Source organism: Candidatus Uabimicrobium amorphum (genome assembly GCF_009002475.1).
Taxonomy (GTDB): Bacteria; Planctomycetota; Uabimicrobiia; order Uabimicrobiales; family Uabimicrobiaceae; genus Uabimicrobium; species Uabimicrobium amorphum.
In genome coordinates this window covers 7,236,359-7,258,674 of the sequence record NZ_AP019860.1, presented here as the reverse complement: position 1 = coordinate 7,258,674, position 22,316 = coordinate 7,236,359, and the positions used below count along the sequence as shown (strand labels likewise).

The 22,316-nt window shown below is 46.6% G+C and carries 2 protein-coding genes (1 of these 2 cut by a window edge); both read left to right on the top strand.

The window, feature by feature from the left end:
• Positions 1 to 15,445: the 3' portion of a type I polyketide synthase gene (locus tag UABAM_RS25340; protein WP_173013570.1), read on the top strand. The gene continues 3,299 nt to the left of window position 1, outside the view; 15,445 of the gene's 18,744 nt are visible here — the last part of the coding sequence; its start codon lies beyond the left edge, outside the window; its stop codon occupies positions 15,443 to 15,445.
• On the top strand, positions 15,432 to 22,316 hold the full coding sequence (locus tag UABAM_RS25335; protein WP_151970793.1) for a type I polyketide synthase: 6,885 nt from the start codon (positions 15,432 to 15,434) through the stop codon (positions 22,314 to 22,316). The genes UABAM_RS25340 and UABAM_RS25335 overlap by 14 nt, the downstream gene beginning before the upstream one ends.

The following is a 22,316-nucleotide window of genomic DNA, read 5'->3' as shown; positions in this document are numbered from 1 at the left end:
CCCTGCGGCCCTAGATGGTTGTTTGCAAACTCTCGCAGCACTCTTGCAAGAACGCGACGAAGTGTTCGTTCCTATCGCGGTACAAAAATTAAGTGTTGTTGCCGATATTGTGGGGGAAATACACTGTCAACTCACGTTAACCGGAAATACACAACGCGAAATTGTCAGCGCCGATGTTACATTGTGGGATCAAGAGGACAACCTGATCGCTGTCTTGCAAAAAGTGCAATTCAAACGCAGCAAACGCGGTAGTCTGAAAGCAGGAGATTTAAAGGTACTCGACGCGCTGTATACCAGTGATTGGGCAATTTACACGCCCAAAGTGTCTGAAAATAAAGAGCAGTATTGGTTAATTTTCGGCGATAATAATCTTGCGTTACCCAATAAAATAACGGTTCTCTTTGGTGAAGAGCGCAAATGTGAAGACGGTCGTTATTTCATACGCAGAGGCGAAAAAGAAGATATAGAATGGTTGTGGCAGCAACTGGAAGCACAGGCTTTGAACGTGGTTTATTGCACCAGCAAGTTCATTCACACAACTGGCGATCACACCGCATGGGCACAGCATTTAGAAAAACAAGTTTTCGATTTATTGCATATCGTGCAAACCGCGCAACAGAACAAAAAGGTTCAGCGTTTATTCACCGTAACCCAAAGTGCCCAACAAGTGGAAATCAATGATAATATCAATGTTTTAGATGCGCCATTGTGGGGCATGATCAAAACAATGGCAGTAGAGTTGCCTGAAATGCACAGTACATGTATTGATATTGCCAATAGCAACGACGATCTGTTGTCAAACGTTTTACAAGACGATAGCGAAGAGCAACAGTTCGCTATTCGCGATGATAAGGTGTATGTCGCACGTCTTAATAAATACGATAAATTGTATCGCGACTATCTCACTATACCGCAAAGCGAGGCCTATCAACTCGACATTCGCAATAAAGGGGTGATTGAAAATTTAGAGCTGATCCCCCAGCAACGTTGTGAGCCACAAAGCGGTGAAGTGGAAGTTGAAGTACGCGCTTCGGGACTCAACTTTCGCGATGTCATGAATGCCTTGGGATTATATCCTGGCGATGCCGGAGCAATGGGTTCTGAGTTTTCAGGTACTGTGGTACGCGTGCATGCGGATGTCAAAGATGTCAAAGTTGGTGACGAAGTTTTTGGTATTGCCGCTGGAAGTTTTAACCGCTACGTAGTTGCGCAACGTCCTCTCATTGCTCATAAACCCGACAATGTTAATTTTGCCGCCGCGGCGACAATACCAGTGACATTTCTCACAGCGTACTATGGTCTTAAGAACTTAGCGAATGCCCAAAGTGGACAAAAGATACTCATTCATTCTGCCGCCGGAGGAGTGGGGCAAGCAGCAATGCGCCTGGCAAAAAGTTTTGGCTTAGAGATATTTGCGACGGCAGGAAGCGACAGAAAGCGCGATTTGTTGCGCCAACAAGGGGCAAAATACGTTTTCAATTCACGTACGTTGGATTTTGCGGAAGAAATACACCAAGCAGGTCACAAAATGGATATTGTGCTCAATTCTCTTGCAGGAGAATATATTCCGAAGAGCATGGACCTACTCAAAAGCCAAGGGTATTTTGTCGAAATTGGCAAAGTAGAAGTGTGGGACGAAGCTCAAGTAAAAGCACATCGCAATGATGTTACGTACACTGCATTTGATCTTGCCGAAGTTTGCCGTGAAGAACCGCAGACTGTGCAGGCAATGTTTCGCGATATTTTACAATTGTTTGCCCAAGAAAAAATTGATGAACTAGGATACCGAGAATTTTCGTTACGCGAAGCAAAAATGGCTTTTCGTTATATGGCTCAGGCACAGCATATCGGTAAAGTTGTTCTAACGCAAAATCCACAATGGAATATTTCCACCGAAGGAACCTATGTTATTAGTGGTGGATTTGGTGGTTTAGGAATGAAAGCCGCTGAATGGTTAATTTCTAAAGGAGCGCAAAATATTGCTCTTCTTGGTGCAAGTGCCATTGATGACAAGCGTCGCGAAAGTGTCTCTTTTCTAACAGCAAAAGCCAGTGTATCGCTACACCAAGTCGATGTAAAAGACGTGTCCTCTCTCCGAGATGAAATGCAGAAATTACCGAAACCAATCAAGGGTGTTATCCATGCAGCAGGTGTCATTCGCGATGGACTAATACTGCAACAAACACCGCAAAACTTTCGCGACGTAATGGACGTAAAAATTCACGGTGCATGGAATTTGTGGTCGACGACACACAACGAACCACTTGACTTTTTTGTGATGTACTCATCCATTGCCGCGGTGATGGGTTCTCCTGGACAGGCCAACTACGCCGCAGCGAATGCTTTTTTAGATGCGTTTGCGCATAAATTGAGTTCTGCAAAAAATAGTCTGGCGTTGTATATGCCAGCGACGAGTATTAATTGGGGACCGTGGGCGGAAGTGGGTATGGCGGCACGTACGGCGGAAAAGCGCAAAGGATCTTTTGGTATCGAAGACTTGAAGCCGGACACTGCGATGGCCATTTTTGAAAACTTAATTACCCAACCATGTCCGCAAGTGGTGGCAATGTCGGTATCGTGGCCGCAAATTGTCAAAGCGCAAAAGCGCGTATCACCATTCTTGCAAAACGTCACACGTGGTATTGTCCAAAAGAAACAAGCACGTTCGTCGCAACTCACGACACAGCTGGAGAAAATACCTGTTAGCGAACGACGTAATTATCTGTTGCAATTTGTCAGCGAGCAAGTGAGCAATATTATGGGTGTTGATCCCGAATCACTGCAACTGCAACAGCCGTTACAAGAACTCGGACTAGACTCGCTAATGGCCGTAGAATTAAAAAATGCCGTCGAGCAAGAATTGGACCAAGAGCTACCCACGACATTGTTGTTCGACTATCCCAATATCGAAGCAATTACCGATTATCTCGTTGAAGACGTATTTGCATGGTCTGAGCAGCAGGATGTAAAAGTGGAAATACCTGTCACCAAGCCAAGCACAGATAACGAAAAAATTGCTGTGGTCGGTTTGAGCTGCCGCTTTCCCGGAGCAAAAGACAGCGAAAGCTTTTGGAAAATGCTCGTCGAAGGTGTCGATGCAATCAGTGAGGTTCCACAAAGCCGTTGGGACTTAGAGGAATACTACGACCCTGACCCTGATGCTCCAGGCAAAATGTATACCAAACACGGCGGATTTGTTGACAACGTGGAATTGTTCGACGCAGCGTTTTTTGGAATTGCTCCACGCGAAGCCGAGAGTATGGACCCGCAACAACGTCTATTTTTAGAAGTAAGTTGGGAAGCTCTGGAAAATGCGGGAGAAATGAAGGCTCAGTTGCGCAATAGTCGTACGGGTGTTTTCGTGGGAGTGTCTACGCGTGATTATGCGGATTTATTTACGCGTTCTAATGATCCAAGTAAGATACACGCATATCTGGGAACGGGTAATGCCTTTAGTGCGATCTCGGGGAGATTGTCGTATCTACTTGGTCTCCAAGGACCGAGTATGTCCGTAGATACCGCATGTTCCTCGTCTTTAGTGGCAACACACCTTGCGTGTCAAAGCTTACGCAGCGGTGAGTCTAATTTGGCCGTCGTTGGTGGGGTGAACTTAATTCTTTCCCCGAGTACAACTATTAATTTTTGTAAAGCGCGGATGATGGCCGATGATGGACGTTGCAAGACATTTGATTCTAAGGCCAATGGCTATGTACGCGGTGAAGGTTGTGGCGTGGTCATTTTAAAACGCCTAAGCGATGCGATGGCCGACAATAACAATGTTTTAGCGGTAATTCACGGTAGTGCGGTGAACCAAGACGGTCCAAGTGGTGGGCTAACGGCACCTAACGGACCTTCTCAAGAAAAAGTAATACGCGAAGCACTGCACATGGCGAATGTCGCAGCAAAAGATATCCAATATATCGAAGCCCATGGCACGGGAACTTCATTGGGCGACCCGATTGAAATGCAAGCACTGGGTAAAGTATTGGCAAAAGACCGCGAACAGCCTTTTTGCGTAGGATCACTCAAGACCAATATTGGTCACCTCGAAGCCGCCGCGGGTATCGCCGGACTTATCAAAACGGTTTTGTCGATTCACCACCGCAAAATACCGGCGCACCTACATTTTCATGAACCAAGCCCCTATATCCCGTGGAAAGAGATTCCCGGAGAAGTGGTGACGGAACTGCGCGATTGGCCACAACCACAAAATCGCTTGGCAGGCATTAGTTCCTTCGGTTTTACTGGAACAAATTCCCATGTGATTCTCGGAGATGGTGTGTCGCAGAGCAGCACGCAACAACAAAAAACCTCACCACTACTTTTTACTCTTTCTGCGCATAATGAGACTGGTCTTCAAGCTTTGGCTGCGAGATGGCACGACAGTATTGCCAACAATGATTTTTCTCTGCGCGACATTTGCTATACGGCAAATACTACGCGGATGACTTTCGCACATCGCTTGGCGTGTTGGGTAACTTCCAAAGAGGAGTTACAAAACTATTTAGCGCAGTACAGTGCCGGTGAGAGAAATCGCACACTGAGTTATGAAAAAACCACAAAGAATATTGACAAAGTGGCGTGGTTATTTACTGGTCAAGGTTCACAGTATTCAGGGATGGGGAAAGACCTCTACGAAAAAAACCGTGCTTTTCAACAGGCAATAGACGAGTGTGAAGTTATTTTTCAACGAGAAACCTCAGAGTCCTTACGCGATATTGTATTTAGCGACAACACCGCGATTCACGAAACAAAATACACGCAACCAGCTCTGTTTGCGATTGAGTATGCGCTGGCCAAAGTATGGTTGAGTACTGGCGTTACTCCTCAAGCAGTGATGGGGCATAGTATTGGAGAGTTTGCCGCGGTATGTGTTGCCGGAGTTATGTCCCTAGAAGACACATTAAAATTGGTGATTGCTCGTGGACGCTTGATGAGTGCTCTTCCCAAAAATGGGACGATGGCGGTTATTTTTAGCGACGCGACAACCGTCGCTGCGCAAGTGGAAAACTATGAAAATGTGGCGATTGCGGCAAAAAATGGCCCGCAAAATACGGTGATCTCAGGGGAAAAGGAAGCGATTGACGCACTATGTACACATTTTACCGAGCAAAAAGTACGTGTGGAACCGCTGACGGTTTCGCATGCTTTCCATTCACCGCTGATGCAACCGATGATCGCAAAGTTCAAAGAAATTGCGAAGAAGATAACCTATCAGGCACCACAATTGGCGGTTGTGGCGAATGTAACGGCAAATTTCGCTGACGAAAACACCTATAACGCGGACTATTGGTGTGAGCATATCTTGCAGGCGGTGTGTTTTCATGAAAGCATTACGCGTTTGCACAAGCAAGGTTACAGCACATATGCCGAAATTGGTCCAGCTCCGGTACTTTTAGGGATGGCACGGCGTTGTTTTCCAGCAAAGGCTAAGGTAAATCTTTTGCCATCGCTACGTAAAGGCAAAGATGAACACGCTCAGTTGTTGAAAAGCGTTGCTGATATTTATACCAAGGGCTATGCGATCGACTGGAAAAAAATATATGAAGAAAAAGGCCACATATGTCCTCTGCCAACGTACGCGTTCCAAAGAAAACGCTATTGGCTAGATTTACAACCAGCGGCAGGGAGTAGTGTTGGTGGTATCAATCATCCGTTTTTACAACAGCAGTTCTACAGTGTTTCTGGCCAGCAGCTTTTCGAGGGCGAAATTAGTCTTGGCAAACAAAAATTTCTTGCCGGACACAAAGTGTTTTCGCGTGAAGTTTTTCCGGCAGCTGGTTTTGTCGAATTGCTAATGAAGGTGGGCAAACTGGTTTATAATGAGGAACCTTTCTGTATAGATGATTTGATCGTTGGCGAACCTCTGGTACTTCGCGATAAGCATATCGTACAAATTGCGTTGAATGCAAACGCAAATGGTTACGATTTCGAGGTGTTTAGTCGCACAGATGAAGACTGGCAACAACATGCATTTGGTAAGATCACACAAGATCGCGATGCATCTGTCAAAGTACAAGAATGGAGTGATGGCGAAGTCTTAACAAGCGATGTGTATTACGAAGAACTCAACAAACTCGGTTTACAATACAGCGACGCATTTCAAGGAATCAAAACGCTAGAAGTACGCGATGAACGTGTACGTGGGCATATTGCTTTGCAAAAGTCACATACCTACGAAGTGCACCCTGCGCTTTTGGATAGTTGTTTGCAGACAATCGCCGCGAGCTTGTACAAGGGAGATAGTAATCATAACGTTTATGTACCAGTACGCTTTAAAAAGATTACCTTATACCGCAATGCTGTACAAGAGTGTCAGGTACAAATGCAGTTAAAGAGTCAGTCACCGACAATGGTTAGTGCGCAGTTTGTGTTGTACGACTCTGAAGGAGTGATTGCACAAATTGACAGTGTCGAATTCCACCGGGTAAGCCGCGAAAGTTTACAACGCGAAAGCTACCAGCATATGTTGTATAAGAGTGTGTGGCGCAAAGAAATTGTGGCGGATACACAACAGGTTGCCGGTGATTGGTTGTTGTTTGCTCCAGGAGAAAACGATGTAACGCAACAACTCGTCGATAAAGTTCGGTGTGTGGCATATGTGGGAGAAAAAAGCGAAAAACGCAACGAGATACTCTACGTAGCGGACAATGAACAACAGATCGCGCAGCTATGGGAACAGCTTCCCGAAGAGATTGAAAACGTCGTGTATGTCGGAAACAACAACGGTACGATACGCCCCCTTGTACATTTATTACAGACCAAAAAACGCAAATTACAAAAAGTATGTGTGGTCACCACCGATAGTGTGAAAGTTATTGCGGGTGATCAGGTAAATGGTGTGCATGATGCCACACTTTGGGGGATGATGAAAACTCTAGCGGTAGAACAGCGTGATGTGGACTACTGTTGCATCGACATCGATGCAACTTGTGACGCAGAGTTGTGGTGGAAAATACTTACGCAAAAGAAGTCTGAGTTGCGATGGGCAATGCGTGGAGAAGACTCGTATATCGAACGTCTAGAAAAATACCATAGCGGTCACGGGCAGCAATTGACACTTCCCGTGGCGGAGAATTATCATCTTACGATGGACGCCCAAGGAGTTATCGATCATTTGCAAGTTCGCGAAAAACAGCGCAGTTCTTTAGGGGAGCACGAAGTTGAAATTGAGGTAAAAGCCGCAGGACTGAATTTCCGCGATGTGATGAACGTGTTGGGACTTTATCCCGGAGATGCTGGAAAACTTGGTGGTGAGTGCGCGGGAATTGTCACAAACATCGGAAGTGCGGTGAAGAATTTTGCCATAGGAGAGCGCGTATGTGGTATTGCCTCGGGGTGCTTTAGTAAATATGTCGTTGCCCACGAATTATTGATTTGTAAAATCCCCCAACATATTGAATTTGCCGCAGCAGCAACGATTCCGATTACATTTTTAACCGCACACTACGCTTTTGACCGCGTGGCAAAATTACAGCGCGGCGAAAAGGTACTCATCCACGCTGCAGCCGGAGGGGTAGGACTTGCTGCTATTCAGCTCGCTAAAAACATTGGTGCCGAAATTTTTGCCACCGCGGGAAGTGACGAAAAACGCGACGTACTACGTGAGTGGCAAGTCTCACACATTATGAATTCGCGTTCTTTGGATTTTGCACAGCAGATAAGCGATGAACAACACAACATTGATGTGGTTTTGAATTCGCTTGCCGGAGAGTACATTCCAAAGAGTATGTCGTTACTCAGTAACAACGGACGCTTTGTCGAAATCGGCAAAGTGGAAATTTGGGACAATGACAAGGTAAACGCTCTACGCAGTGATGTTAGCTACACTGCGTTTGACCTTGCCGAAATGTGCAGTGACACACCACATCTTGTGCAAGAGATGCTACAAGAGCTGATGGTATTATTTGCAGCAAAGAAATTGCAACCTCTTCGTCATACCAACTTCTCTATACAAAATGCCAAAAATGCATTTCGCTATATGGCACAGGCGAAACACATCGGAAAAGTGGTCATTACACAACAACAAAGTGCATGGAATATCTCCACAGAAGGTAGTTATGTCATTAGTGGTGGTTTAGGTGGGCTTGGTTTAAAAACTGCACAGTGGTTGGAGAGTGAGGGAGCGACGAGTATTGTACTCCTGAGCCGTAGCGCTCCAAATGAACAGCAACAGGCGATACTTAACAATTTTAGCGCCAACATTAAACACATGAGTTGCGATTTGAGTGACAGCGAACAGGTAAAAACTGTTTGCGCACAAATTACCCCGCCAATTACGGGTATTTTTCATAGTGCGGGAGTTCTGGACGATGCTCTGTTTCCGCAATTGACCGCACCGCGTTTTTCTAAAGTATTTGCTCCTAAAATACAAGGTGCATGGAATCTGCACCAGGCGACGGCCTCTTATGATCTCTCCTGTTTTGTAATGTATTCGTCGATCACTTCGCTGTTGGGTTCGCCTGCACAGAGTAATTACACCGCCGCCAATGCTTTTCTCGATAGTCTTGCTCACTATCGCGTTTCGCGAGGTTTGAAGGCCACAGTAATCAACTGGGGGCCATGGAGTGAGGTGGGGATGGCAACGCGTAGTGATGCACGACAACGCCGCGCCTTTGGAATTAAAGATGTTTCACCTGTGGCGGGGATGAATATCATGCATTCGTTATTGGCACAGGATGCCTCACAAGCAGCGGTTGTTGATATTGATTGGCGAAAATATATAAAACAATTCCCACAACAAATACCACAATATTTGGAAAGTGTAACGCGGGGTTTACAGCAAAAACGCGTCGAAGGTGCGACTTCGGAATTTGCCAAATCGCTGGAAAATATTCCGCTTAGTGAAAGACGCTCGCATGTTGTCGAATTTTTAAGTGGAGAAGTGGCAAAAGTTCTCGGACTAGACGCCAACGAGGTAGAACGCGAGCAAGCCCTCCAAGAAATGGGATTAGATTCGCTGATGGCCGTTGAGTTAAAGAATGCCGTAGAAACGGCAATTGGCAGTGAACTTCCCACAACCTTACTGTTTGACTATCCGAATATTGAAGCGATGGCCGATTACTTGGTGACCGATATTTTTGCATGGCAAGAAGAGCAGCAAGTTGTTGTCGCGCGTCAGAGTGTGGAGAATGAACCTATCGCCATTATTGGCCTTAGTTGTCGTTTCCCAGGCGCAAACAATATTGAAGAATTTTGGCAACTTCTCGTAGAAGGTAAGGACGCGATTAGCGAAGTTCCTGAATCACGTTGGGATCTAGAGGAATACTATGACCCTGATCCCGATGCTCCGGGCAAAATGTACACTAAGTTCGGTGGCTTTATTAGCGATGCCGCTCAGTTTGATGCCGAGTTTTTTGGCATTGCCCCACGTGAAGCTTCGAGCATGGACCCACAGCAGCGCCTCATTCTCGAAGTGAGTTGGGAGGCATTGGAAAATGCCGGAGAGACCAACTTACAAGATAGTCGTACCGGTGTCTTTATGGGGATTTCCACACGCGATTACGCCGAATTATTTACGCAACACAGTGATCCGACAAAAATCCATGCATATCTAGGAACAGGAAATGCCTTTAGTGCTGCTTCAGGAAGACTATCGTATATTCTAGGTCTGCAAGGACCAAGTATGTCGGTCGATACCGCATGTTCGTCATCTTTGGTGGCGACACATCTCGCTTGTCAAAGTTTGCGCAGTGGCGAGTCAAATTTGGCGATCGTCGGTGGGGTCAATTTAATGCTATCTCCGGCGACGACAATTAATTTTTCCAAAGCGCGCATGATGTCTGCCGATGGACGTTGCAAAACATTTGACGACAGTGCCAACGGTTATGTACGCGGCGAAGGATGCGGAGTTGTTGTACTAAAACGCCTATCTCAAGCGATCAGCGATGGCAATAAAATTTATGCGCTCATCAAAGGAAGTGCGGTGAACCAAGACGGTCACAGTGGTGGACTGACGGCTCCGAATGGTCCGGCACAGGAGAAAGTGATCCGCGAAGCACTACATGAAGCCCAAGTTGCGGCAAAGGACGTTTGTTATATCGAAGCGCATGGTACGGGAACCTCTTTAGGAGACCCTATTGAACTGCAAGCATTGGGTAAGGTTCTAAGCGAAGAGCGCCAAGAGCCTTTTGTTGTGGGGTCACTCAAGACCAATATCGGCCACTTGGAAGCCGCAGCAGGAGTTGCAGGACTTATTAAGACAGCTCTTGCCCTACATCACAGTAAAATTCCTGCACATTTGCATTTTACAAAACCAAGTTCTTTCATACCGTGGAAAAACATTCCGGTAGAAGTGGCCACCAATATGCGTGACTGGCCACAACAACGCAAGAAGATTGCCGGAGTGAGTTCCTTTGGTTTTACCGGAACAAACTCACACGTTATTTTGGAAGAAGCTCCACAATTTGTGCCTCAGACCACGGAAAAATCGTTAGATATATTGACCATTTCCGCGAGAAACGCCAAGGCATTGCAAGAAAACGCGTACCGCTGGCTCAATTATATACAATGTAGCGAAGACGATTTGTCAGATATATGTTATACCGCCAATGTCGGACGCGAACATCAAAATCATCGCTTGTGTGTGACTGCCAAAGACCATTCGTCGTTGTGCGAAAATTTACAACTATTCTTAGAAACGGGAAAAGCACGCAATGTGTGGAGTGGAAACAGCAATAAATCCATTGATAAACTAGCGTGGTTGTTTACCGGACAAGGTTCGCAGGCGCAGAAAATGGGCGCCGAACTTTACAAACAGGAACCTATTTTTCGCGAAGCTTGGGACGAGTGCGTTTCTTATCTCGACAAAGAGCTTCCGGTTTCACTACACCAAGTTGTGTTTGGGGAAGACGATCCGCATCTCATTCACAATACACAGTATACACAACCAGCGTTGTTTGCGATTGAGTATGCGCTAGCAAAATTGTGGTTATCATGGGGAGTGACTCCGCAAGCGGTAACGGGACACAGCATTGGAGAATTTGCTGCGGCGTGCATTGCCGGGGTGTTTTCTGTCGCAGAAGCCGCAAAACTTGTGACCGCACGCGGCAAACTCATGGCCGCTCTTCCACAAAATGGCAAAATGGCGGTTATTTTTACTAGTGCGGAGCAGGTAACAGCAGACCTCGATCATCCACAAGTAGCGATTGCGGCCATCAATGGTCCCAAACTAACGGTAATTTCAGGAGATGGTGACGGAGTAACGGCACTTTGCGAAAAGTATACAAAGCAAGATGTGCGGGTGGAAATGCTCACTGTTTCTCATGCATTCCATTCGCCGTTGATGAAACCAATGATCGATGATTTTCGCAAAGTGGCAGAAACCATCCATTACCAGACACCGCAAATAGCCTTTGTTTCGAATTTAACCGGAGAATTCGTCCATGAATTTTCCGCCGATTACTGGTGTAAACATATTCTCGAAGCGGTGCGTTTTTACGATGGCATGCGCTTTCTACAAAAACAAAAGTACCAAAACTTTATAGAAATTGGTCCTGCCCCCGTACTTCTAGGTATGGGGCGTCGCTGTTTACCAAAGAGTAAAGGTTTGTGGCTGCCGTCTTTGCGCAACAATCAACCACAACAAATGCTCAAGAGCTTTGCACAACTATATACCAATAACTACAACCCGCAGTGGCAACAGATATATCGCGGCGGAAATATCGTACATGCGCCAACGTATGCTTTTCAGCGTAAACGTTATTGGCTAGATGTCTCTGCTTCACGTCATGTGGTCACGAGTAGCCAAGGTCTTCATCCACTTTTAGGTGAACGACTACAATCACCGCTCATTAGCGGTCATGTATTCAATTGCCAGGTGAGTTTATCAGGACAGCACAAATTTTTCCGCGACCACAAGGTCTATGAAATGATCATTTTACCGGCAAGTGCTTACTTGGAGACGGTGATTGCCGCAGCCCACGAGGTGGTAAGTGAAGATGCGTGGCGACTGTCCGGAATTTCGTTACAAGAACCATTGGTGTTTGAAAAGGGCAAAGACTACGGTTTGCAAACGGTGTTACAATCCAATGAAAAAGGCTTTGATGTAAAAATCTATAGCCAAGATGGTGACTGGAAAGAACATTTGCGCGCCAACATTGAACATGTTACACAACCAATACCAGCACAAGAATTGCCACATTTACAGAAAACGCGTAGTGTCGACATGACGGACAGCTACCAGCAACTAACACAATTGGGTTTAGACTATGGCCCGATGTTTCGTGGTGTCACACAAATTGACGCTTGCGAGAACGGTTTCGTGGGGGAAGTACATTTGCCAAGTGATCAAAGTCATGATTACTATTTACATCCGGCGCTTCTCGACGCGTGTTTTCATGTTTTTGCCGCGGGAATCGCCGAAGAAGATCGCCACAATGTGTATATTCCTCTGAGCATAGATGCGATTACCTTCTATGAGCGCGCAACAAAAAAGGTAATCAGTCATGTTGTTCCGCAGCCGTCGTCGTCGAACGATATGTTCGCGGCCAACATTGGCATTTACAGTGAAGAGGGGCGTTGCATTGCCCTACTTGAAGGCTTTCGTGTACGGCGTGTCAGTCGCGCGGTTGTCCACGGTGTGTGGGAACGGCAATTCTACGATTGGTGGTTTGTTCACACTTGGCAAAAGCGTCCAGGAGAAAGTAGCAAAGCGGAAATCACTGCACATGATTGGTTTGTCATTGGCAATGAAGAACCTATGGCTCAAAAATTGACAGCGCTTTTACAAGAAACGCAAGCAAAGGTGAGCGCGGTAACAAACGTCACAGAGTTAGAAAAAAATGAGGTGTGGAAACAATCGCAATTGCGTAAAATTGTCTTTGTGGCTCCACAGTGCAAACTAGAAGAACAAAACATCTTTGTATTGCAACTTCTACAACAGATGAGAAAAGATAAGGGTAAGTGCCAACTCAACATCGTAACGCAAAATAGTGTTCGTGTAGAGGACGAAAACAACTCGATTTTCTCGATGTCACTCAATGGTTTTGCCAAGGTAATTTCCTTGGAGCATCCCGAGTGGAAATGTGCGACGATAGATGTCGATCCACAGGAAGTGAATCATTTACAAAATATTGTCGACGAGTGCTTGCGCGAAGAGCACGAACAGGTGGCCTATCGCGATGACGAGAGATACGTTGCGCGCGTTGTGCCGTATGAAACATACATAAAACAACAAAATTTATTGCACATACCCGATAGCGCGTATCGTCTAGACATGAGCAAAAAAGGGCAACTCAAAAACTTGACATATGTTGCCGGAGAGCGTTATGCACCCGAGCAAGGCCAGGTGGAAATTGAAGTGATTGCCACAGGCCTCAACTTTCGCGATGTGATGAACGCCTTGGACTTATACCCCGGAGATGCTGGACACTTAGGCGGCGAATGTAGTGGACGCATTGTTGCGATAGGTGAAGGCGTCAACGAGTTTAGCGTAGGCGACAAAGTCATGGCCATCGCACCGGCGAGCTTCGGTAAATACGTGACCACCGCGGCGTACCTTGCGGTGAAAAAACCACAAAACGTTTCTTTTAGCGCAGGGGCGACAATTCCCATCACTTTTCTCACCGTGTATTACGGTTTGTGGAAATTGGCGAACTTACAGGCGGGCGAGCGCATTCTAATCCACTCGGCGGCGGGAGGTGTCGGTTTGGCCGCGATCCAATTTGCGCAACATGTTGGCGCAGAAATTTTTGCTACAGCGGGAAGTGAACGCAAACGTCAATTTTTACGCGATTTAGGCGTAAAACACGTGATGGATTCACGCTCTTTAGACTTTGCCGCGCAAATAAAAGCAAGTACTGGTGAACGCAAAATCGACGTAGTGCTTAATTCGCTCGCCGGAGACTACATCAGGCGTAGCATGGAGCTACTAGCTCCACAAGGGCGTTTTGTGGAAATAGGCAAAATGGAAATTCTCGATGACGCGCAAGTTAAGGCTGTTTACGATGATATTCACTATTACAATTTTGACCTCGCAGAGATGGCAACAAACGATCCGCAAATTATGCGTGAGATGTACACACGATTAGAACAAGACTTTACCAAGAAATACTTCCGCGGTTTACCACATAAAGTTTTTTCCAAAGAAAAAACCGTACATGCCTTCCGCTACATGGCACGCGCCAAGCACATCGGAAAGATTGTGGTTTCGGGACGCAGTGAGCGTGAATTTGCCCTGCAAAGCGACGCCACATATATCGTCACTGGAGGATTGGGTGGTCTTGGGCAATTGTTGATGAAGTGGCTTGTGGACAATGGTGCGAAAAACATTGCGTTGTTCAGTCGTCGCAGTCCAGGAGAAGAACAACAACAAGATATCGCGCGCTGCGGTGAAGAGAGTGGTGCCCATATAACGTGCTTTGCCGTAGATGTCTGTGACCAAGATTCACTGCGCGACACCATCGCGAAAATTAACGATACATTGCCACAGATTCGCGGAGTTATCCACGCCGCGGGAGTCATTGACGATGGTTTTATCAACCAGCAAGATGAAGAGCGTTTCTACAAAGTTCTACGTCCGAAGATGCGCGGTGCATGGTATTTACACGAATTGACACAGAATTACGACCTGGACTTTTTTGTGTTGTTTTCATCCATTGCTTCGTTTATGGGCTCACCAGGGCAAGCGAACTATGCGGCAGGGAATGCGTTTCTCGATGGATTGGCACATTATCGCCATTCGCGAGGACTACCGGCGACGAGCATTAACTGGGGACCTTGGGGAGAAGCAGGGATGGCCGCCGCTGCGGAAAAGAGTGGAAAAGGTATTTGGCAAAAACGTGGTATCGAAAGTTTGAAGTCACAACAAGGTTTGAAAATATTGGAATTACTTATTTCCAAAGGGCATGCTCAGATAGGTGTGATCGCCAACAACAAACAAAAATTCATGGAACAACTGGCAGCGCACCAGCAAATGAGATGGATGGATGCGCTTGTGGCTCAGGCCAAAAAACAATTCGCCACAAAAACCGTGGCAGCGCCCAAAGCAGAAATTCTCGACAAATTGCGCAAAGTAAACTCCAACAAGGAGCGCCACGAGATGTTAGTAAACTACATCCGCGATGAGATCGCCAAAGTTCTAGAACTCGAATCAGGGGAAGACGTGGCACCTGATATGGGATTTTTCGATTTAGGGATGGACTCGCTAACGGCGATGGAATTTAAAAATATCTTAGAAAACAACCTAGGCTACACCCTGGCCACATCTTTGGTCTTTGACTATCCGACGATTGAGTCTTTGACGAGTTACTTAATTGCGGATATCTTTGGCGAAACTGAAGACAATGTCGCGACGGAAACGGCGGTGGAAACAACAATGACCACACCAATTACCGTAGAGGAAGAACAGCAAGATTTTGACGATTTATCCGAAGAGGAACTCATGGATCTATTGGAAAACGAGCTAAGAGAAATCAGAGAAGGGAACAACGATGACCGAGCGTAAAAACTCCAAAGAACTGCTCAAAGAAGCACTGATTGAAATAAAGAAAATGCGCCAAAAAGTGCGCGAGTGGGAAAGCGCTCCTAGCACACCAATTGCCGTTGTAGGAATGAGCTGCCGTTTTGCCGGAGACGTGGACACTCCACAAAAGTTATGGCAAATGCTACTCGACAAGAAAGACGCGGTGACCGAAGTTCCCAAAGAACGGTGGAATATCGACGACTACTACGATCCCGATCCCAATGCTCCGGGAAAAACCTATACGCGCTGGGGAAGTTTTGTCAGTGACGCCGATAAGTTCGATGCAAGTTTCTTTGGCATCATTCCCAATGAAGCGCGAATGATGGACCCACAGCAACGCTTAATCCTTGAGACGGCATGGGAAGCCTTAGAAGATGGTGGGCAGGCTCCCGAGTCATGGAAAGATGAACTTGTCGGAGTGTTCCTGGGAATCAGCAATAATGATTACGAACGCATTTATAACCGTATGGAAAAACGCGATGTCGACGTATATTCCGGAACAGGAAATACTTTTAGTGTGGCGTCGGGTCGCCTATCGTTCTTGCTAGGATTCCAAGGACCCAATGTCGCAATTGATACGGCATGTTCCTCGTCATTGGTCACGGTACACATGGCCTGCCAAAGTCTGCGTAACAAAGAATGCAATATGGCACTCGCGGGTGGGGTGAGCTTACTACTCAGTCCGGAAGCGACAATTTATTTTTCCAAAGCGCGTATGATGTCTCCCGATGGACGTTGTAAGACATTTGATGCCAAAGCCAATGGTTACGTTCGCGGTGAAGGCTGTGGTTTCGTGGTGCTAAAGCGCCTTGATGATGCGATCGAAAGTCGCGACAATATTTTGGCGGTGATTCGTGGCTCTGCGGTAAACCACGACGGAAAAAGCAGTGGCCTTACGGTTCCCAATGGCGTTTCACAACAGTTGGTCATTCGCAATGCACTCCAAAGCGGTGGAGTTTCGCCTCAAGATGTGAGTTATGTCGAATGTCACGGAACCGGAACATCGTTGGGAGACCCGATTGAAATTCAGTCTCTGGCCAAAGTTTTGGGACGCGATAAGGAACAAAGTCCCACTCTGAAGGTGGGATCTATTAAAACGAACATCGGGCACCTCGAAGCGGCAGCCGGAATCGCGGGTCTCATTAAAGCAGTGCTGTGTATTCAAAACAAGTATTTGCCCGCGCATTTACACTTTGATACACCAAGTCCGCATATTGCCTGGGATCAATTTGCCATTGATGTGACCAAAGACGGTGGTGAATGGCAAGATACCAAGCGTATCGCTGGGGTGAGTTCTTTTGGATTTAGCGGAACCAATTCGCACGTTGTTGTTGCGGAAGCGCCGTCGGCCAAACGCGGTGGTATATGTTGCGAAGAAAATTTATTCATACTCTCGGCAAAAACCCAAAGTGGATTGGATGCCATTGTGCAAAAATACGCAACGTATTTACCGAATACCACGCATTCACTCGCCGATATATGTTATACCTTGCAAACCGGACGCAATCACTTTAAATATCGTTTGGCCATTGCCGAAAAGGACACCGCAAAGATTACCGAAGCCCTGCAAAAAATGGCTAGTGGAGAAACGGTGCGCACAGTGAGTATTGGCAAGGAGCAGCGCAATAAAGGTGTGGTATTCTTATTTACGGGACAAGGTTCGCAGTATCCACAAATGGCGCAGCAATTGTACGAGACACATCGCGTTTTTCGCGACGCCATCGACGAATGCGCGAAGTACGCAGACCAGTATTTGCCACAACCACTGACAAAGATTCTCTACGACACCTCATGTGAAGTGGACATCAACGATACCGCTATTACCCAACCACTGTTATTTTGCATTGAGTATGCTTTGGCGCAATTGTGGATGAGTTGGGGAATTCGTCCAGCGATGGTGATGGGACATAGTGTAGGCGAGTTTGCTGCGGCGTGCGTCGCTGGAGTATTCTCTGTGGAAGATGGGATTAAGCTCATCAATGAACGCGGACGTTTAATGCAAAGCTTACCTCGTGACGGTAGTATGGTGGCTATTTTTGCCAGTGAGCAGGAAGTGCAAAGTGTTGTCGATAAGTTCAAAGATGAAGTGTCCCTCGCTACGGCGAACGGCCCCAAGAACAATGTGATTTCGGGAAACAGCGAAGCGATTAGCAAAATTTGCCGCGAGTTTGAAAGCAAAGGTGTTGGCTACAAAAAATTGACTGTGTCACACGCCTTCCATTCCCCACTGATGACACCTATCCTCGACGACTTTAGCAAAGTGGCGCAGCAAGTAACATTTCATGCTCCCAAAATACCGCTCATTTCCAATGTAAGCGGCAAACAAGTCGACAACAGCATTGCGACACCACAGTATTGGCGTGAGCACATTATGGCGACCGTTCGCTTTCAGAGTGCTGTAGAATATGCACATGAACAAGGCTTTCGCGATTTCGTGGAGATAGGACCTTCACCAACCCTGATCGCGATGGCGCGTAGATGCGTACGCGATAAAGAAGTGAATTGGCTATTTAGCATACGTGGTAGCGGTAATAATAATCAGCAAATACTGGAAAACTTAGGAAAACTTCACGTCTTAGGCTATAAAGTGGAGTGGCCGATGGTGACATACCAGCAAGATGTCGCGCGCGTTTCGTTGCCAACATACGCTTTTCAACGCAAGTCTTTTTGGCTTGAGGGAGAAGAAATATTAACACCGGCATTTGTCGAACATAAAAAAACGACAGCACCGCAAGAAAAACCGAAGACAGTCGCGCCTGCGTCACAAAAAGTAACTGCGACTACGCCACCACCACAAATGTTTGGCGAACATTGTTACTACATTGATTGGCAAAAAACAGCAACCCCACAAGCGATGACGTCTGAGAAAAAAAGTTGGTTGGTGTTTAGCGAAGGACAGAAGGCAAAAGACTTTACCGAATACCTACAACAACAAGGTCACGAAGTGATGGTTCTTGAAAAAGGCAAGAGCTTTAAGCAAGTTTCTGCGAAGCACTTTATTGTAGGAGCGCACAAAAAAGAGGTGTTCAGCAAAATGTGTGCGCTCTTCGCCAAAGATGGTGATAGTTTTGATCACGTTGTCTATTTTTGGGGTGTGGATAACGGTGGCGATGACATTGATGCCGGTATCGAAAACACCAAGTATGTTTTTGACCTGACACGGGCTTTTGTCGCACAAAAAGATTTGGCCTTTACTCCCAATATGTGGCTTGTAACGCAAAATGCTTGTCCGGTGAACAACGATGTAGCTGTGGCGCAATCCTTTTTGTGGGGGATCGCTCGTGGAATCGCCATTGAATACCCTCAATGGTTTGGCGGCGTTGTTGATATAGACGACACGGTACAAACGGACTTACTATGCCGCGAGGTACAAAAAAATTCCTATAGTGTACGTACCGCATTGCGCGGTGAGACACGCTACAAACCAAGTATGCAACCGTGTGAAAAACGCGAAGCCAAAAAACTATCGTTAAAAGACGATGCCACATATATGATCACCGGTGGGTTGGGGGCGATTGGTTTTGCCGTAGCGCAAAAGTTGGCGCAAAACGGTGCCAAAAAATTACTACTCGTTGATTGCAAGTCACCCGATGCAAAGCAACAGCAGCAAATAGACGCGTGGAATATCGACTGCAAAACGATGGAGTGTGATCTGGCAGACACAAAACAAGTACAAAGCCTTCCTCAAGGTATTCACGGAATTTTTCATGCAGCTGGCCTTCTCGGAGATGGTTTGGGGATCGACAAAACCACTTGGGAAGCTTTTTCGCGTACTCTGGGTCCAAAAGTTCAAGGAAGCATGAACCTAGCGCTTCATTTTCCCGATGTGGATTTTTGCGTGCACTTTTCCTCTATTTTGACGCTCTACGGCATGATGGGACAATCCAGTTATAGTACAGCAAACGCCTTCCAAGATGCGATGGCGCATCACTTTGACAATCACATCACCATCAACTGGGGCGCCTGGGAAAAACAAGGTATGGCCGTAGAGAGCAACCAGGAACAAGTGCTCACTGCTCTTGGGGCAAACAATTTTTCTGCCGACAAAGGATTTGCGATTCTCGAAAATGTGATTGTGCAGCGTGACCATGCGCAAGTTGTGGCGACTGACATCACGTGGAAGAAGTTCATGCTGCAATTCCGCGAAGATGCGACACCAGAGTTATTTGCTGCGGTGATTGAAAATGCGCGTGGCAATGTACAGCGACAAACCGCACAACGATACGCTACTAAAACTTCAGGAGCGCGGCTCAATAGAATTATGGCGCGTCTAAAAATCATGGCTTCGGATTTATTCGGTATCGAAGCAAATGAAATCGAGGAGGACGTTTCTTTCTTAGAGATGGGTGGCGACTCGTTCTTACTCATTCAAATCGCACAGCTCATCGGCGAGGAATTCGCGGTGGTGATTTCGTTCCAGGAACTGATTGAAGACGTGAATAACTTAGCGGATTTGGCGAAACTCATCGATGAGAAACTACCTGAAGACGAACAACAAAGCGAAGTTGCTGGGGATTATGTTGGCGATGATATTGCCGGAAACGACCTGGAAAAAATACTCGCCAATCAAATGAAATTGATGTCGCAACATTTAGAAAAATTGCGTAGCGAAGGAGCTAACAGCGTTTTAGATTTGCAACAGCGTCAACTACAAGGATTGGCAACAAGTGGAGATCAGGAACTTGTTGGACCGAAGAGCACATTGGCCCCACAAACTTCCCGAGATCCGATCAATCTAAATCTAACAGAACAACAACAAAAATACCTGGAGGATTTCTTGCAACGCTTTGCGGCAAAAACCGCGACATCGAAGAAAATCACCGCTGAAAATCGCCACAATCTCGCCGATCGTCGTACAGCACTGATTTTTCGTATGGAAACCAAAGAGATTATCTATCCCATCATCGGAGAGAAATCCTGCGGTGCAAGGATTTGGGACGTGGATAACAATGAATACATCGATGTTAGTATGGGTTTTGGTGTTCACCTGTTTGGACACGGTGCGGACTTTTTGTTAAAAGCGATTCAAGACCAACTAGCCCTCGGAATTCACATCGGCCCGCAAGCGATGCGCGCCAATGAAGTGGCGAAAGGAATCGCCGAAATCACCGGAAACGAACGCGTGGCATTTTGCAATACCGGAACCGAAGCGGTGATGTACGCAATGCGTCTGGCACGCACGGTGACCAATCGCAGAGCGATCGTCATGTTCAACAATTCTTATCACGGAATGCATGACAGTTTGTGGGGATACCGCACCCCTTCGGGGAAAACCTATCCCGAAAAGTATCTAGCGGGTATTCCACGAAGTTTGGTACAAGACATGGTGGTGTTAGACTACAATGATCCGGCGTCATTAGATTTTATCGAAGCCAATGCCGAAAAAATTGCCGGAGTGATGATCGAACCGGTGCGCAGTAGAAGTCCACACGTTCAACCGCGCGAGTTTCTCCAAAAATTGCGCAAGATCACCGAAGACAACGATGTACCGCTCATTTTTGACGAAGTGCTCGTCGGTTTCCGCCTAAAGCGTGGAGGTGCGCAAGAGTGGTATGATATCCGCGCCGATATTGTGACTTATGGTAAGATTATCGGTGGAGGAATGCCCATAGGTGTCGTTGCTGGTAAATCAGAGTATATGGACGCCGTTGACGGTGGACTGTGGCAATACGGCGACGATTCTTTTCCCGAAAAAATGTCTACCGCATTTGGCGGAACCTTTAGCAAGAACCCACTGACAATGGCCGGAGCGCATGCCGTCATTCAGTATTTGAAAGAGCAAGGCCCACAACTGTATGACAATTTGAATCAGCTCACCGCAGATTTGGCCGCAGAGCTAAATGCGTATTTGAGCGAAAACCGCGTGCCGATGAAGGTCGTGAACTGCGCGTCGATTTTCCGCTTTATCCCCACGGAGATGAAGGGATATCTAGTTCCGTTTGATGTCGATTTGTTCTTCCACCACATGAACTACCATGGTGTATACATTTGGGAAAGCCGCGTTTGTTTTATGTCCACGGCGCATACCAAAGAAGACACTCAAAAAATAGTTGCGGCGGTAAAGCGCTCTGTGGAAGACTTGCGTAGTGGCGGGTTTTTGTTGCCGGAAACAACCAAAAAAATTCACTACCACACCACGATTGAAAAACCAAAACTACGCGTATTTTGTTTTCCATACGCCGGTGGCGGAGCGTCACTATTTCGCACGTTCCACGAAACCATGCCCGAAGGTGTGGAAGTGGTTCCGATCCAATACCCTGGTAGAGAAAATTTGATCAAAGAACCGCTACTCAAAAGTGTGGATAAACTGGTCGCGGAGATTTATCCTGACGTGAAGGAAATGCTAGATGTTCCCTGTGTGTTTTTGGGCTATAGCCTCGGTGCGTTAGTGGCATTCGAAATGGTACGCAAACTACGCCGCGAAAATGATACGCTGCCGCAAGAGTTAATCGTTGCTGCACACCGTTCGCCACATTTGCCGGATTCGACCGTACAAATTCACAGTTTGCCGGATAAGGAAATGGTGGACGTACTGCGCAAAACCATCACCGACGTTCCCGATCAACTTTGGGAAAACGAGGAAATGCTCAAAGCATATTTGCCGATGATCCGTGCAGATGTTACCGTCAGCGAGACGTATCATTATGTCGACGAAGAGCCTTTGGGTTGTAAGATTCTCGCATGCGGTGGTACGCACGATGATCATGTCAGTGAAGAGGAAATACTGGCGTGGCAAAAACAGACTTCGGCAGAGTTTGTGCATAAAATGATCGAAGGGACGCACTTTTTCTTGCACGACGAAAAACAGGATTTTCATAAGATGGTCGCAAATGAGATGAAAAAGAGGTGTTAA